Raw genomic sequence first — 14,004 nt, 5'->3', positions numbered from 1 at the left:
ATGATGGCAGAGAGGTCACACCCGTTCCCATACCGAACACGGAAGTTAAGCTCTCTAGCGCCGATGGTAGTTGGGACCTTGTCCCTGTGAGAGTAGGACGTCGCCAAGCAAGCTAAAACACGAGTCATTTGACTCGTGTTTTTTCGTGTTTTTAAACAGTACGTGAAAGAAGTAAGGGAATACATAAGTAATACAAACACGTCGCCCAAGGATAAAACATATTATATAAGAAATTGAGGTATATTTTTCTGAAATTTGTTAAGGACTAGAAGTGTATAATATGTTTATTTAAATAGGGGAGGAAAGATCATGAAATTACCAAGTGAAACTTGCATTGTTTGTGAGACAAAAGGAAAAGAAGGCATATATGTTTATAATAATTTGATATGTTATGAATGTGAAAGAGATATGGTGAATACTGAGACAAATGACCCGAAGTATATACATTATTTAAAACAACTTCGAAAATTAGAAGTATCATATTTTTAAATAGGCATATGCCTATTATTTTTTTTGTCTTAATATCTGTATAATAGATAAAGAATGAATAATAAGGAAGAGATATATATGAATCAAAATCGTATGCCTTTATATGAGGCGTTAATGGAATTTAAAGAAAGACGACCACTATCTTTTCATGTTCCAGGTCATAAGAATGGTTTAAACTTCCCTCAGGAAGCTATAAGGGGGTTTAAAGATATATTACCTATTGATGTAACAGAATTAACGGGATTAGATGATTTGCATAGTCCGTTTGAATGTATAGATGAAGCACAGCAATTATTAGCTGATGTATATGGCGCGCAAAAAAGTTATTTTTTAATTAATGGTTCAACAGTTGGAAATTTAGCGATGATATTGTCTTGTTGCGGGGAAAATGATATTGTCCTTGTACAAAGAAATTGTCATAAATCAATCATTAATGGTTTGAAATTAGCTGGGGTTAATCCAGTCTTTTTAGATCCATGGATTGATGAAGTACATAATGTACCAGTAGGTGTTCAAGAGGAAGTTATTAAGAAAGCAATTGCAAGGTACCCTGAAGCTAAAGCGCTTATTTTAACGCATCCTAACTATTATGGTATGGGAATTGATTTAGAGGCAAGTATAGCTTATGCACATGCGCATAAGATCCCGGTTTTAGTAGATGAAGCACATGGGGCGCACTTTTGTATAGGTGAGCCGTTTCCAAAGTCAGCATTAGCCTATGGTGCAGATATTGTGGTACATTCTGCACATAAAACGTTACCTGCGATGACAATGGGGTCATACTTACATATAAATAGCCGTTTAGTGAGCGAAGAAAAAGTTTCCGCTTATTTAAGTATGCTACAATCTAGTAGCCCGTCGTACCCAATTATGGCTTCTCTTGATATAGCTCGATTTACAATAGCAGGTATAAAAGAAAAAGGTTACGATGAAATCGTTGAGTTTTTACGCCGATTTAAAGAAGGATTGCACTCTATCCCACAAATAGCTACTTTGCAATATCCGTTGCAAGATGAATTAAAGGTTACGGTACAAACCCGCTGTCAGTTATCGGGGTATGAATTACAGTCTGTATTTGAAAAGGCCGGTATATATACGGAAATGGCAGATCCATATAATGTCCTATTTATTTTGCCGTTGCAAGTAAATGAGGAGTACATGAAAGCAATAGAGATACTCCGAGTAGCGTTGCAACAATATAAGGTAAAAGACAAGACTGCATCTATTCGTTATACTTATAAAGGGGAAATCTCTCCTTTACCGTATACGTATAAACAATTAGAGAGATACGAAAAGAAGTTAGTATCTATGGAAGAATCTGTTGGTATGATAGCATCGGAAATGGTGATTCCATATCCACCTGGAATTCCATTGATTATGTATGGAGAGAGAATCACTCAAGAACATAAGAAACAAATTACTTATTTAGAGAAAACAGGGGCTCGTTTTCAAGGCAGTACGAAATATATGAAAGTGTATGATATAGAAAGTAGGTTTTAGGATGAAAGGATTATTTGTAACAATTGAAGGGCCAGAAGGTTCGGGTAAGACAACATTAATTAAAAGATTATTGCCGTACTTTGAGCAAAAGGACCAAAAGGTAATGGCGACGAGAGAACCAGGTGGTATTGCAATTTCTGAAGATATTAGGACGATTTTACATAAGCAAGAATATACAATGATGGAAGCACGTACAGAGGCGCTTTTATATGCTGCTGCACGTAGACAACATTTAGTGGAGAAAGTTATGCCAGCACTTAATGAGAACTATCTTGTGTTATGTGATCGTTTTATAGATAGCTCTTTAGCATATCAAGGATATGCAAGGGGATTAGGGATGGATAACGTATTTGAGATTAATCGTTTCGCAACAGAAGGTTGTATGCCTAGCTTAACAATTTATTTAGACATTGAACCAGAGGTTGGTTTAGCGCGAATTGAAAAAGATACAGGGCGCGAAGTAAATCGACTAGATATGGAAGACATCACTTTCCATAAACGTGTGCGTGAAGGCTATTTACAAGTTGTAGAACGCTTTTCTGATCGTATTGTATTAGTCAATGCTGATCAACCAATGGAAAAACTTATAGAAGAAGTTGTTCAGATTATAGAAGATAAATTGTTATAATAGAAGGAAAGAATGAAATAAGTGAGGTATGCATTATGATGAAGACGTGGGAGCAGCTTTCTGCTATACAGCCCATCGGTGTCAAAATGTTGATGAATAGCATTGCAAAAGAGCGTATATCCCACGCTTACTTGTTAGAGGGAGGAAAAGGGACCGGGAAGTTCGCAACAGCAATTCAAATGGCAAAAAGCTTTCTTTGTTTACAAAGGGCTGGTGTAGAACCTTGTCACGTATGTACGAATTGTCGCCGAATTGATTCGGGTAACCACCCAAACTTACATATTGTAAAACCAGATGGATTATCTATTAAAAAACAGCAAATTCATGACTTACAAGAAGAGTTTTCGAAAACAGGATTAGAAGCAAATAAAAAAGTATATATTATTGAGCATGCAGATCGTATGACAGCGAATGCAGCGAATACACTCTTGAAATTTTTAGAAGAACCAAGTAGTGATACAACAGCTATTTTACTTACTGAACAAAGTCATCAGATTTTAAATACGATTTTATCTCGGTGTCAAGTTGTTACATTTAGACCTTTATCTACAGAATCTTTAATTAAGAGATTAGAGGAAGAAGGTATTACAGTCTCGTTATCGATGCTTGCTGCACAGCTTACAAATAGTTTTGAAGAAGCTTTATTAATGTGTAATGATGAATGGTTTGCACAAGCAAGAGCTTTAGTGATAAAATTATGTGAAGCGCTCGAAAAAGATAAAGCCTCTATTTTTTTTGTACAAGAAAAATGGGGGAAGCACTTTGGAGAGAAAGAACAATTACAGCAAGGTTTAGATATGTTACTCCTTATTTATAAGGATTTATTATATGTTCAACTTGGAGAAGAAGATCGTCTTGTTTTTCATGAGCAGAAAGAGATGTTTGAATCATTCTCCTATGCTCAGAAGCGCATTGTATCAGCTCTCTTTAATATATTAGAGGCAAAAAATAGAATCAACGCTAATGTAAATGCGCAGCTTGTGTTCGAACAGTTAGTGTTGCGGTTGCAGGAGGGATGACCGTTTTGTATGATGTAGTAGGTGTTCGCTTTAAGAAGGCCGGGAAGGTATATTACTTTGATCCGAATCAGTTCGATATCTCAGAAAATGAGTTTGTAATTGTAGAAACGGTAAGAGGTATTGAATACGGAAAAGTAGTTATTACCAAAAAGCAAGTTGATGAAAACGACGTTGTATTACCGCTTAAAAAGGTTATTCGTATTGCAAATGAAAATGATCGTACCATTGTTGAAGAGAATAAGCATGCTGCGAAAGAAGCATATCAAGTGTGTCAACAAAAGGTAGGAGAACATAATCTTGATATGAAGCTTGTAGATGTAGAGTATACGTTCGATCGTAATAAGATTATTTTCTACTTTACTGCGGATGGTCGGATTGATTTCCGTGAACTAGTGAAAGACTTAGCGGCAATTTTTAGGACAAGAATTGAGCTGAGACAGATCGGTGTTCGTGACGAAGCAAAAATGCTTGGTGGTATTGGTCCATGTGGTCGTATGCTTTGTTGTTCTACTTTTTTAGGGGATTTTGAACCTGTATCCATTAAAATGGCGAAGGATCAAAATTTATCATTAAATCCTGCAAAAATCTCTGGTTTATGTGGTCGCTTAATGTGTTGCTTAAAGTATGAGAATGATGAATATGAGGCAGCAAAGGAACAACTTCCTGATTTAGATCAACGTATACAAACACCACATGGTACTGGCCGTGTTATCGGATTAAATATTTTAGAAAGATTAATTCAAGTGGAACTAGTAGACAAGGAACGGATAGTAGAATATACGTTAGATGAATTAATGAATAAAGGGGTCGTTTCGAGTCAAACCACAGATTAATGAGGTGGGTGCTTGTGGAGAAAAAGGATATTTTTGCATCGGTTTCTAGTATGGAAGAGCAAATTGGACATTTATACAAACAGTTGGGAGAATTAAAACAGCATCTTGCAGAATTACTGGAAGAAAACCAACATATAAAAATGGAAAATGAAAATTTGCGACATCGTTTTGAAGAAGTGCAGAATAAGGAAAAACAAAAAACTCAAAAACGCAAAGAAATGAAGCCGAAGACAGATATTGGTGAAGGTTACGATAACTTAGCAAGACTGTATCAAGAAGGTTTTCATATTTGCAATCTACATTATGGAAGTGTACGTAAAGAGGGAGATTGTTTATTCTGTCTGTCATTTTTAAATAAAAAGTGAAATTACCTTTCCAATATAATTGGAAAGGTAATTTTTTATACATGAGAGTAGAATGAAATTTATTTTTACATTAATAGAGACTGAAATAGGGTAGGTTAAGTGTAAGAAAGGGAGCAATATATGAATTTATATGAAGATGAACGTTTAGATTACTTATTAGCGCAAGATATGAAGATTGTACAAAGCCCATCAGTATTTAATTTTTCTTTAGATGCAGTTTTACTTGCAGATTTTGCTTGGGTGCCAATTCAAAAAGGTAATTTACTTGATTTGTGTACAGGTAACGCAGTTATCCCTCTTTTATTAAGTACAAGGACAAAAGGGAAAATTACAGGTGTAGAAATTCAAGAGCGTCTATATGATATGGGAATAAGAAGCGTCCAATACAATAAGTTAGAAGAAAGAATCAATTTAATCCATGGAGATTTGAAAGATATGCCGGAGAAGCTTGGACGTCATCAATATGATGTTGTAACGTGTAATCCTCCTTATTTTCAAACACCACAAACTTCTGAGAAGAATATCAATGAGCATTTAGCGATAGCTCGTCATGAAATTATGTGCACATTAGAAGATGTTGTATATGCAAGTAGCCAGTTAGTGAAACAAGGCGGGAAGGTAGCATTTGTACACCGCCCAGGTCGTTTGCTCGACATCGTCACATTAATGCGTAAATACAAAATCGAACCGAAACGTGTGCGATTTGTTTATCCTAAGGTTGGTAAAGAAGCGAATACATTGTTAATTGAAGGAATTAAGGATGGAAATGCAGATTTAAAGATCTTGCCACCTCTTTTTGTATATGAAGAAAATAACGAATATACAAAGGAGCTTCGTTCAATTTTATATGGAGAAGAATAAGCATTGTTTTTATGTGGTGGAGTGTTCTGATGGAAGTTATTATGCCGGGTATACAAATCATATAGAAAAGCGGATTCAGACCCATAATAGTGGAAAAGGTGCTAGATATACACGTGCTAGACTTCCGGTTATTTTAAAATATGTAGAGGGTCACGAGGATAAACGAACGGCTATGCAAGCTGAGTATCACTTTAAACAGTTAACGAGGAAACAAAAAGAAGAATATATACAAAAAGGAGAACGCTATGTGGCAGCAAAAAAGCTTTCAGCAAAATGAAAAGGGAGTTTTATATTTAGTACCGACTCCAATCGGAAATTTAGAGGATATGACATTTCGTGCAATCCGAATTTTAAAAGAGGCAGACATTATTGCAGCGGAAGATACAAGGCAAACGAAGAAGCTTTGTAATTATTTTGAAATTGAAACACCAGTTATGAGTTATCACGAGCATAATAAAGAAGTAAGTGGACGAAAAATTTTAGATAAGTTAGAAGACGGTAAGACTGTAGCCATTGTGAGCGATGCTGGTATGCCGTGTATTTCAGACCCTGGTTATGATATTGTTGTAGAGGCTGTAGCAGAACAATATCATGTTATTCCGCTTCCTGGGGCAAATGCAGCCCTTACAGCATTAATTGCATCAGGACTTGAGACAAAACACTTTTATTTCTATGGTTTCCTGCAAAGAAATAAAAAAGAACGTAAGAATGAGTTAGAAAAATTGCGCTATATTCCAACTACAATGATGTTTTACGAGGCACCACATCGTTTAGATGATACTTTGATTTCTATGCAAGAAGTGTTAGGAAATAGAGAAGTTGTATTATGTCGTGAGCTAACGAAAAAATTTGAAGAGTTTATTCGTGGCACAATTGAAGAAGCAATTGAGTGGACGAAGCAAAATGAAGTTCGTGGTGAGTTTTGTATTTTAGTAGCTGGTTCAACAGAAGAAGCTACTCCAGAAGAACAATGGTGGGAATCTATTTCAGTATATAATCATATTGAACATTATATAAATGAAAAAGGTATGAATTCCAAAGAGGCGATTAAAACAGTCGCTAAAGATCGAGATTTGTCGAAACGAGATGTATATCAAATCTATCATGTCGATAAAAAATAAGCTTCTCATAATTGAGAAGCTTATTTTGCTGTTTCGATATAATCTTGAAGTTCGTTTAAGATTTGCTCAGCGCCTTCTTTGCTTAAGATAATTTTACCTTCAGCTAAAGATAGGTTACCATCAGATACTTCACCAGTTACTTGGCAAGTCATGTTTGGTTTATATTTCTTTAAGATGATTTTTTCGTCATCTACGTAGATTTCAAGAGCATCCTTTTCTGCAATACCTAAAGTACGGCGTAATTCGATTGGAATTACTACACGACCTAATTCATCAACTTTACGAACGATACCAGTAGATTTCATATTTTGTTCCTCCTAATAGTTTATAAGTTTCGAGTCTATTTTTTGATTCGTCATTTTTCGACAAAATACCCTATGGACATATGATACCAATCATTTACATTTCCGTCAATTCTTAAATTCTATATTTTTAAAAAAGATTTATAGATTTTTATACTTCTTATATATAATAGAATGTGAGTAATTTCTACAATCATTTTATTTTATTTTCTGAAAAATATATATTTTTCAGAAAGGGATTGTATATTTTTTTTGAATATGAGTAATAGATGATAAAGATATCGAGCATTAACTCGTTTTTACATGTGAGTTTTTGATATACTGTTTATAAATACATATGAGGTTATTCGGGAGGTCCAAAACAATGACAGAGGAAAATAAGTCCTTTTATATCACTACCCCAATTTATTATCCAAGTGGAAAGTTACACATTGGACACGCTTATACGACAGTGGCAGGAGATGCGATGGCACGATATAAGCGTATGCAAGGATACAATGTTCATTATTTAACAGGAACTGATGAGCATGGACAGAAGATCCAAAAGAAAGCAGAAGAACTAAACGTTACACCACAAGCATATGTGGATAACATTGTATCAGGGATTAAAGAACTTTGGGGGAAGATGGATATCTCTTATGATGACTTTATTCGTACAACTGAAGATCGTCATAAAGATGTTGTTGAGAAAATCTTCAAGCAGTTAGTAGACCAAGGTGATATTTATCTTGATGAATATGAAGGTTGGTATTCTGTACAAGATGAAACATTCTATACAGCGCATCAATTAGTTGATCCAGTTATGGAAGGTGACAAAGTAGTTGGTGGGAAAAGCCCAGATAGTGGTCACGATGTAGAGCTTGTTCGTGAAGAATCTTATTTCTTTAGAATGGGTAAATATGTAGACCGACTATTAAAGTTCTATGAAGATAATCCTCATTTCATTCAGCCAGAGTCTCGTAAAAATGAAATGATTAATAACTTCATTAAACCAGGATTAGAAGATTTAGCTGTTTCTCGTACTTCATTTGACTGGGGAGTTCGTGTTCCGGGTAACCCAAAACACGTTATTTACGTATGGGTAGATGCCTTGTCTAATTACATTACTGCATTAGGATATGGAACAGAAAATGAAGAGAAGTATAAAAAGTTCTGGCCAGCAGATGTCCATTTAGTTGGTAAAGAAATCGTTCGTTTCCATACAATTTATTGGCCAATTATTTTAATGGCTTTAGATTTACCACTTCCGAAGAAAGTCTTTGCTCATGGCTGGATTTTAATGAAGGATGGAAAAATGAGTAAGTCAAAAGGAAACGTAGTAGATCCAGTTACACTAATTGATCGTTACGGATTAGATGCATTACGTTACTATTTACTTCGCGAAGTTCCATTTGGATCTGATGGAGTATTCACACCAGAAGGATTTGTTGAACGAATCAACTTTGATTTAGCGAATGATTTAGGGAACTTATTAAATCGTACAGTAGCTATGATTGATAAATACTTTAATGGGGAAATCCCTGCATATAAAGCAAATGTAACTGAGTTCGATGAAACGCTAGTGACATTTGCGAAAGATACATTGAAAAAAGTAGAAGAGGCAATGGAGAATATGGAGTTCTCTGTAGCGCTAAGTTCAATTTGGCAATTAGTTAGCCGTACGAATAAATATATTGATGAAACACAGCCATGGGTATTAGCGAAGGATGAGAATGATCGCGAAAAACTTGCATCTGTAATGGCCCACTTAGCAGAGGTACTTCGTCAAACAGGTATTATGCTTCTGCCATTCCTAACAGTAGCACCAAGTAAGATGTTTGCTCAACTTGGCCTTACTGAAGAGGCACATAAATCTTGGGAGAGCCTATCTACAATTGGATGTATTCCAGCTGGAACAAAAGTAGAAAAAGGAAACCCAATTTTCCCTCGTTTAGAAATGGAAGTAGAAGTAGAGTATATTAAAGAACAAATGCAAGCTTCTGTCCCTAAAGTGGAAGAGAAAAAAGAAGAAGAACCAAAGGCAGAAGAAATTACAATTGATGATTTCTTTAAAGTGGAATTACGAGTAGCTGAAGTAATATCCGCTGAACCTGTGAAAAAAGCAGATAAGTTGTTAAAAATTCAACTTGATTTAGGTACAGAAAAGCGTCAAGTTGTTTCAGGAATTGCAAAGTTCTATACACCAGAAGAACTAAAAGGTAAAAAGGTTATTTGTGTAACGAATTTAAAGCCTGTAAAATTACGTGGTGAATTATCACAAGGTATGATTTTAGCAGGTGAGGAGAATGGCGTATTGTCATTAGCAACAATCGACCAAAACTTACCAAACGGTACAAAAATTAAGTAATTGAGACAAGAAAAGAGGTGTTTCACGTGTAACATTTGTGAAGCATCTTTTTTCTTTTTAAATCCCTCTTTTTTGCATTAAAATTGTAGTATTGTTATCGTTAAGTTATAAAAGGCTTAATTTTTCTCGAGAATAGAATTGATTTCAATATAAAAGGAGTTATTTGTTATGTTGTTTGATACACATTCACATTTAAATGCAGAGCAGTTTGAAGAAGATTTACAAGAAGTTATTGCAAGGATGAAAGAAGCGGGAGTTACATATACAGTTGTTGTTGGATTTGATGAAGTAACAATAAAGAAAGCAATTGAATTAGCAGAAGTTTATGATTTTATTTATGCTGCGGTGGGGTGGCATCCTGTGGATGCAATCGATATGAAAGAAGAACATTTAGTTTGGTTAGAGGAACTAGCTTCACACCCAAAGGTAGTTGCTCTTGGAGAAATGGGACTAGATTATCACTGGGATAAGTCTCCAAAGGAAATACAAAAGGAAGTATTCCGTAAACAAATCGCATTAGCGAAAAAGGTGAAATTACCGATTATTATACATAACCGTGATGCAACTCAGGATATCGTTGATATTTTAGAAGAAGAACAAGCTGCTGAAGTGGGAGGTATTATGCATTGCTTTAGCGGTAGTGTAGAAGTAGCGCAGCGATGTGTCGATATGAATTTTTTAATTTCGTTAGGTGGACCAGTAACATTTAAAAATGCCAAGAAACCGAAGGAAGTTGCTGTGGAGATCCCGTTAGAAAAATTATTAATAGAAACAGATTGTCCATATCTAACACCACATCCATTTCGAGGAAAACGAAATGAACCTAGTTATGTAAAACTTGTAGCAGAAGAAATTGCAAATTTAAAAGGAATTTCTTATGACGAAGTAGCACAAATCACAACAAAGAATGCAAAAGCCTTATTTGGTGTTGAATAAAAAAGAGTGGGGAGGCCCATTCTTTTTTGTTTTTTGAGAAGAGAGATGTAGAAATGATAAGACTCGATTATTTATCCGTAATATGAGTAGATATATTGCGGATAAATTAAGGAAAAGATGAAAGTGTTACAATAAGAATAGTGAACAAAGATCTTTTCCTTCTACTTTTTAAAATATTAGAATGGGAAAATAATAATGGAAAAGTCGTCATTTTTTTGTTTTACTAAGTAGAGACGAAACGAGTGTGGAGGCAAGTATGAAAATTAAAGAGATTATCGTTGTAGAAGGTAAAGACGATACAGTTGCGATTAAACGCGCTGTTGATGGAGATACAATCGAAACGAACGGTTCAGCAATCGGTGATCATGTTATTGAGCAAGTTAAATTAGCGCAGCAAAAACGAGGCGTTATTATTTTCACAGATCCGGATTATCCTGGAGAACGCATTCGAAAGATTATTTCAGATAAGGTTCCAGGATGTAAGCATGCTTTTTTACCAAAGGAAGAAGCACTTGCTAAAAGGAAAAAAGGTGTTGGAATTGAACATGCTTCTAACGAATCGATTCGCCGTGCTTTAGAGAACGTACATGAAGAAATGGAAGCTTACACAAGTGAGATTAGTTGGAGTGATTTAGTCGATGCTGGCTTAGTGGGCGGAGAAATGGCAAAGAGTCGCAGAGAAAGAATGGGTAAGCTATTAAAGATTGGTTATACAAATGCAAAACAGTTACATAAACGTTTACAAATGTTTCAAGTTTCAAAAGAATCATTTGCAGAAGCTTATAAACAAGTAATACAGGAGGAAAAAAAATGAAGGATATCGCAACGCCGAATCGTACAAAAGACATTGTTGAAAAGTATGGATTTTCATTCAAGAAAAGTTTAGGACAAAATTTTTTAATTGATACAAACGTATTAAATCGTATTGTTGATTATGCAGAAGTTGGACCAGAAAGTGGTGCAATTGAAATTGGACCAGGCATTGGTGCGTTAACAGAGCAATTAGCGAAGCGTGCTAAAAAAGTTTTAGCTTTTGAAATAGATCAGAGATTATTACCAATTTTGGACGAGACGTTAGCACCATATGGTAACGTTACAGTTATTAATAAAGACGTACTAAAAGCGGATGTACATGAAGTATTCGGTGAGCAATTTGAAGAAGGACAAGATGTAATGGTTGTAGCTAACTTGCCATACTATGTTACAACACCAATTTTATTTAAATTGCTTGAAGAAAAGTTACCAGTTCGTGGATTTGTTGTTATGATGCAAAAAGAGGTTGGGGATCGTTTAGCAGCTAAACCTGGGACAAAAGAGTACGGTTCTTTATCAATTGCAATTCAGTACTATACTGAGGTAGAAACAGTTATGACAGTACCGCGTACAGTGTTTGTACCACAACCAAATGTAGATTCCGCAGTTATCCGCCTTCTAAAGCGTCCGAAACCTGTGGTAGAAGTAACAGATGAAGCTTTCTTCTTTGAAGTGGTGCGAGCAAGTTTCGCGCAGCGACGTAAAACTTTAATGAATAATTTATCAAATAATTTAAATGGTTTCCCGAAGGATAAAGAGCTGTTGGATCAAATTTTAACAGAAGTAGAGATTGATCCGAAACGAAGAGGCGAAACACTATCTATTGAAGAGTTTGCGAAACTAAGTAATGCGTTAGTTCCTCATAAATTATAATAAGAATAATAAAGGGACAGTTCAACTTGAACTGTCCCTTTTGTCACCTTTCCTACTCAAAATTCATACTTTAAAAACAGGTAAGATGGCCTAATGAGTTTGGAGGTAGGAGAATGGCTTTACATGTCGGAGAGTTAGTGGAACGATATTCGTATAAGAGAGATATTCTTTTTCGTGTTATAGAAATAAAAGGTGAAACAGCAATATTGTTTGGAGAAGAAATTAGACTTGTGGCAGATGCACCACTAGAAGATTTAGTTAGTATAGATCAACGAGAACATAAAAATAGAGTGAAGCATGAAAAAGAAACGATGGAGCGTACGTACCGTTTGTTTCAGCAAGATTACGTATTGATGAAACAACGGCATGAACACACTTCAACTGGTGGGTACACAAGTGAAGTGAATTATTTTCAAATGCCAGGACGTGTATTGCATATAGACGGAGATCCTTTATATTTGCGTAAGTGTTTAGATTTATATAATAAAATAGGCGTTCCTGTTCAAGGTATTCATTGTAAGGAAACAGAGATGCATGAAAAGGTGGTAGATTTAATAGATCATTTTCGTCCAGATATTTTAGTAATTACAGGGCATGATGCATATACAAGGTCAAAAGGGGTTATGGGAGATTTAGCGGCATATAGACATTCTAGACATTTTGTACAGGCTGTTCGAGAAGTGCGAAAAAAATATCCATCATTGGATCAACTTGTTATTTTTGCTGGAGCTTGTCAATCACACTTTGAGGCGTTGATTCGAGCAGGTGCTAATTTTGCTAGTTCACCGGCTAGGATTAATATTCATGCTCTAGATCCTGTATATGTAGTTGGCAAAATTAGTTTCACTTCATTTATGGAAAGAGTAAATGTATGGGACGTTGTGCGTAATACAATTACTGGTGAAAAGGGACTAGGCGGGATTGAAACAAGAGGGATTTTACGAACAGGGTTACCCTTTCAACATTATGACGAATGAGCAAGGTACATACGTATCTTGCTTTTTTATGTGGAAATGATTTGAATGAATTTGGATAAAAAGCGGCAAGAACGTGCAGACTATACAATGATACTTTTACAATATAGTATTTCTTCTATCTATTCGAACGCATGATGCTTTTATAATGATATTGTCTGTGAATTGCGGTTAATAATTGGGATAGATATATCGTGTTTTAAGTGTTCAATCTAAATTACAGCGAGGTGTAGCAAGGTATATGTCAAAACGTTTAGATGATATTAAAAACGAATTAGATCACCATCTTGGACAGCGACTTATGTTAAAGGCGAACAGCGGAAGAAGAAAAACTGTGGAGCAGTCGGGTGTACTTGCAGAAACGTATCGTTCTGTCTTTGTTGTACAATTAGATCAGCAAGAAGATGCATTGCAACGTGTATCGTATAGTTATGCAGATGTTTTAACAGAGACAGTAGAGTTAACATTTTACGATGAACCTCATAATGAAGCATTTTATAATTAATGCGCTGTTTGTTACATATATTTCCGTAAATGAAAAGCTATATTATTTTGCATACTAATTATACCGTAGCAAAATAAGGAGGGACTCTGCATTGAGTAGACGAAGAGGAGTCATGTCAAATCAATTTAAAGAAGAGCTTGCAAAAGAGCTTGGCTTTTATGATGTTGTTCAGAAAGAAGGATGGGGCGGAATTCGTGCGAAAGATGCTGGTAATATGGTGAAACGTGCTATAGAAATTGCAGAACAGCAATTAATGAAACAAAACCAGTAGTTGTAAGATACTTTCTATGCTACGGTAGCCGAGGAGCGATTCCTCGGCTTTTTGTACGCTAAAAGGTGCCATCATTTGACATAAGTAGTTTCATTCTGAATGCTTTTCGTTATAATTAGGGAAGTGTCATCGTCTTACTATAAATTTATGGTAAAATAAACGATAAA

Annotated in this window: 17 protein-coding genes and 1 rRNA gene; 17 read left to right on the top strand and 1 reads right to left on the bottom strand. The window is 35.4% G+C overall.

Annotated elements, in window-relative coordinates:
* From rrf to rsmI, 10 genes are all read left to right on the top strand, one after another.
* Nucleotides 1–109, top strand: a 5S ribosomal RNA gene (rrf, locus tag ACTFQM_RS26585); the annotation flags it as partial.
* 200 nt (nucleotides 110–309) lie between these two features.
* Nucleotides 310–489, top strand: a complete 180-nt coding sequence (locus ACTFQM_RS26580) for a sigma factor G inhibitor Gin (protein ID WP_002174536.1) — start codon at nucleotides 310–312, stop codon at nucleotides 487–489.
* Nucleotides 490–567: 78 nt separating this feature from the next.
* Complete coding sequence (locus ACTFQM_RS26575; RefSeq protein WP_440036928.1) at nucleotides 568–1,989, top strand: aminotransferase class I/II-fold pyridoxal phosphate-dependent enzyme; 1,422 nt, start codon at nucleotides 568–570, stop codon at nucleotides 1,987–1,989.
* Between the two features lies 1 nt (nucleotide 1,990).
* Nucleotides 1,991–2,617, top strand: a complete 627-nt coding sequence (gene tmk / locus ACTFQM_RS26570) for a dTMP kinase (protein ID WP_440036926.1) — start codon at nucleotides 1,991–1,993, stop codon at nucleotides 2,615–2,617.
* Between the two features lie 35 nt (nucleotides 2,618–2,652).
* On the top strand, nucleotides 2,653–3,636 hold the full coding sequence (gene holB / locus ACTFQM_RS26565) for a DNA polymerase III subunit delta' (protein WP_265623838.1): 984 nt from the start codon (nucleotides 2,653–2,655) through the stop codon (nucleotides 3,634–3,636).
* A 5-nt stretch (nucleotides 3,637–3,641) separates the two neighbouring features.
* A complete protein-coding gene (locus tag ACTFQM_RS26560) occupies nucleotides 3,642–4,469 on the top strand; it encodes a PSP1 domain-containing protein (RefSeq protein ID WP_002174540.1) in 828 nt (275 codons plus the stop codon).
* A 14-nt stretch (nucleotides 4,470–4,483) separates the two neighbouring features.
* Nucleotides 4,484–4,834, top strand: coding sequence for a DNA replication initiation control protein YabA (yabA, locus tag ACTFQM_RS26555; protein WP_000412059.1), 351 nt, complete (start codon nucleotides 4,484–4,486; stop codon nucleotides 4,832–4,834).
* A gap of 120 nt (nucleotides 4,835–4,954) precedes the next feature.
* Nucleotides 4,955–5,695, top strand: coding sequence for a tRNA1(Val) (adenine(37)-N6)-methyltransferase (locus ACTFQM_RS26550; protein WP_440036923.1), 741 nt, complete (start codon nucleotides 4,955–4,957; stop codon nucleotides 5,693–5,695).
* Nucleotides 5,682–5,972 carry a GIY-YIG nuclease family protein gene (locus ACTFQM_RS26545; protein ID WP_440036921.1) on the top strand — a complete coding sequence of 97 codons (291 nt, stop codon included), beginning with the start codon at nucleotides 5,682–5,684 and terminating at the stop codon, nucleotides 5,970–5,972. Before ACTFQM_RS26550 ends, ACTFQM_RS26545 begins: the two co-directional genes overlap by 14 nt.
* Nucleotides 5,941–6,816, top strand: coding sequence for a 16S rRNA (cytidine(1402)-2'-O)-methyltransferase (gene rsmI, locus ACTFQM_RS26540; protein WP_002174543.1), 876 nt, complete (start codon nucleotides 5,941–5,943; stop codon nucleotides 6,814–6,816). The genes ACTFQM_RS26545 and rsmI overlap by 32 nt, the downstream gene beginning before the upstream one ends.
* Nucleotides 6,817–6,836: 20 nt before the next feature.
* Here rsmI and ACTFQM_RS26535 read toward each other — a convergent pair whose 3' ends face one another.
* Nucleotides 6,837–7,121, bottom strand: coding sequence for an AbrB/MazE/SpoVT family DNA-binding domain-containing protein (locus ACTFQM_RS26535; RefSeq protein WP_000843036.1), 285 nt, complete (start codon nucleotides 7,119–7,121; stop codon nucleotides 6,837–6,839).
* A 334-nt stretch (nucleotides 7,122–7,455) separates the two neighbouring features.
* Between ACTFQM_RS26535 and metG the strand changes: the two genes are divergently transcribed.
* From metG to sspF, 7 genes are all read left to right on the top strand, one after another.
* The gene (gene metG / locus ACTFQM_RS26530; RefSeq protein ID WP_440036918.1) at nucleotides 7,456–9,465 is read left to right on the top strand and encodes a methionine--tRNA ligase; all 2,010 of its coding nucleotides are present in this window, start codon (nucleotides 7,456–7,458) and stop codon (nucleotides 9,463–9,465) included.
* A gap of 168 nt (nucleotides 9,466–9,633) precedes the next feature.
* Nucleotides 9,634–10,401 (top strand): TatD family hydrolase, encoded by a 768-nt coding sequence (locus tag ACTFQM_RS26525; RefSeq protein WP_002174545.1) that lies wholly within the window; start codon nucleotides 9,634–9,636, stop codon nucleotides 10,399–10,401.
* A 256-nt stretch (nucleotides 10,402–10,657) separates the two neighbouring features.
* Nucleotides 10,658–11,215 (top strand): ribonuclease M5, encoded by a 558-nt coding sequence (gene rnmV, locus ACTFQM_RS26520; protein ID WP_002174547.1) that lies wholly within the window; start codon nucleotides 10,658–10,660, stop codon nucleotides 11,213–11,215.
* The gene (gene rsmA / locus ACTFQM_RS26515; RefSeq protein WP_002174548.1) at nucleotides 11,212–12,087 is read left to right on the top strand and encodes a 16S rRNA (adenine(1518)-N(6)/adenine(1519)-N(6))-dimethyltransferase RsmA; all 876 of its coding nucleotides are present in this window, start codon (nucleotides 11,212–11,214) and stop codon (nucleotides 12,085–12,087) included. Before rnmV ends, rsmA begins: the two co-directional genes overlap by 4 nt.
* A gap of 113 nt (nucleotides 12,088–12,200) precedes the next feature.
* On the top strand, nucleotides 12,201–13,064 hold the full coding sequence (yabG, locus tag ACTFQM_RS26510; RefSeq protein ID WP_002174549.1) for a sporulation peptidase YabG: 864 nt from the start codon (nucleotides 12,201–12,203) through the stop codon (nucleotides 13,062–13,064).
* Between the two features lie 238 nt (nucleotides 13,065–13,302).
* Nucleotides 13,303–13,566 (top strand): biofilm formation stimulator Veg, encoded by a 264-nt coding sequence (gene veg / locus ACTFQM_RS26505; RefSeq protein ID WP_000044339.1) that lies wholly within the window; start codon nucleotides 13,303–13,305, stop codon nucleotides 13,564–13,566.
* Between the two features lie 91 nt (nucleotides 13,567–13,657).
* Nucleotides 13,658–13,837 (top strand): acid-soluble spore protein SspF, encoded by a 180-nt coding sequence (gene sspF / locus ACTFQM_RS26500; RefSeq protein WP_001985066.1) that lies wholly within the window; start codon nucleotides 13,658–13,660, stop codon nucleotides 13,835–13,837.
* Nucleotides 13,838–14,004 lie beyond the last annotated feature (167 nt).

It is taken from the genome of Bacillus cereus group sp. MYBK30-2 (genome assembly GCF_051915945.1).
In the GTDB taxonomy this organism is placed as follows: Bacteria; Bacillota; Bacilli; order Bacillales; family Bacillaceae_G; genus Bacillus_A; species Bacillus_A paramycoides.
Note: the sequence above shows the minus strand (reverse complement) of the source record. Positions and strands in the feature narration are given on the sequence as shown.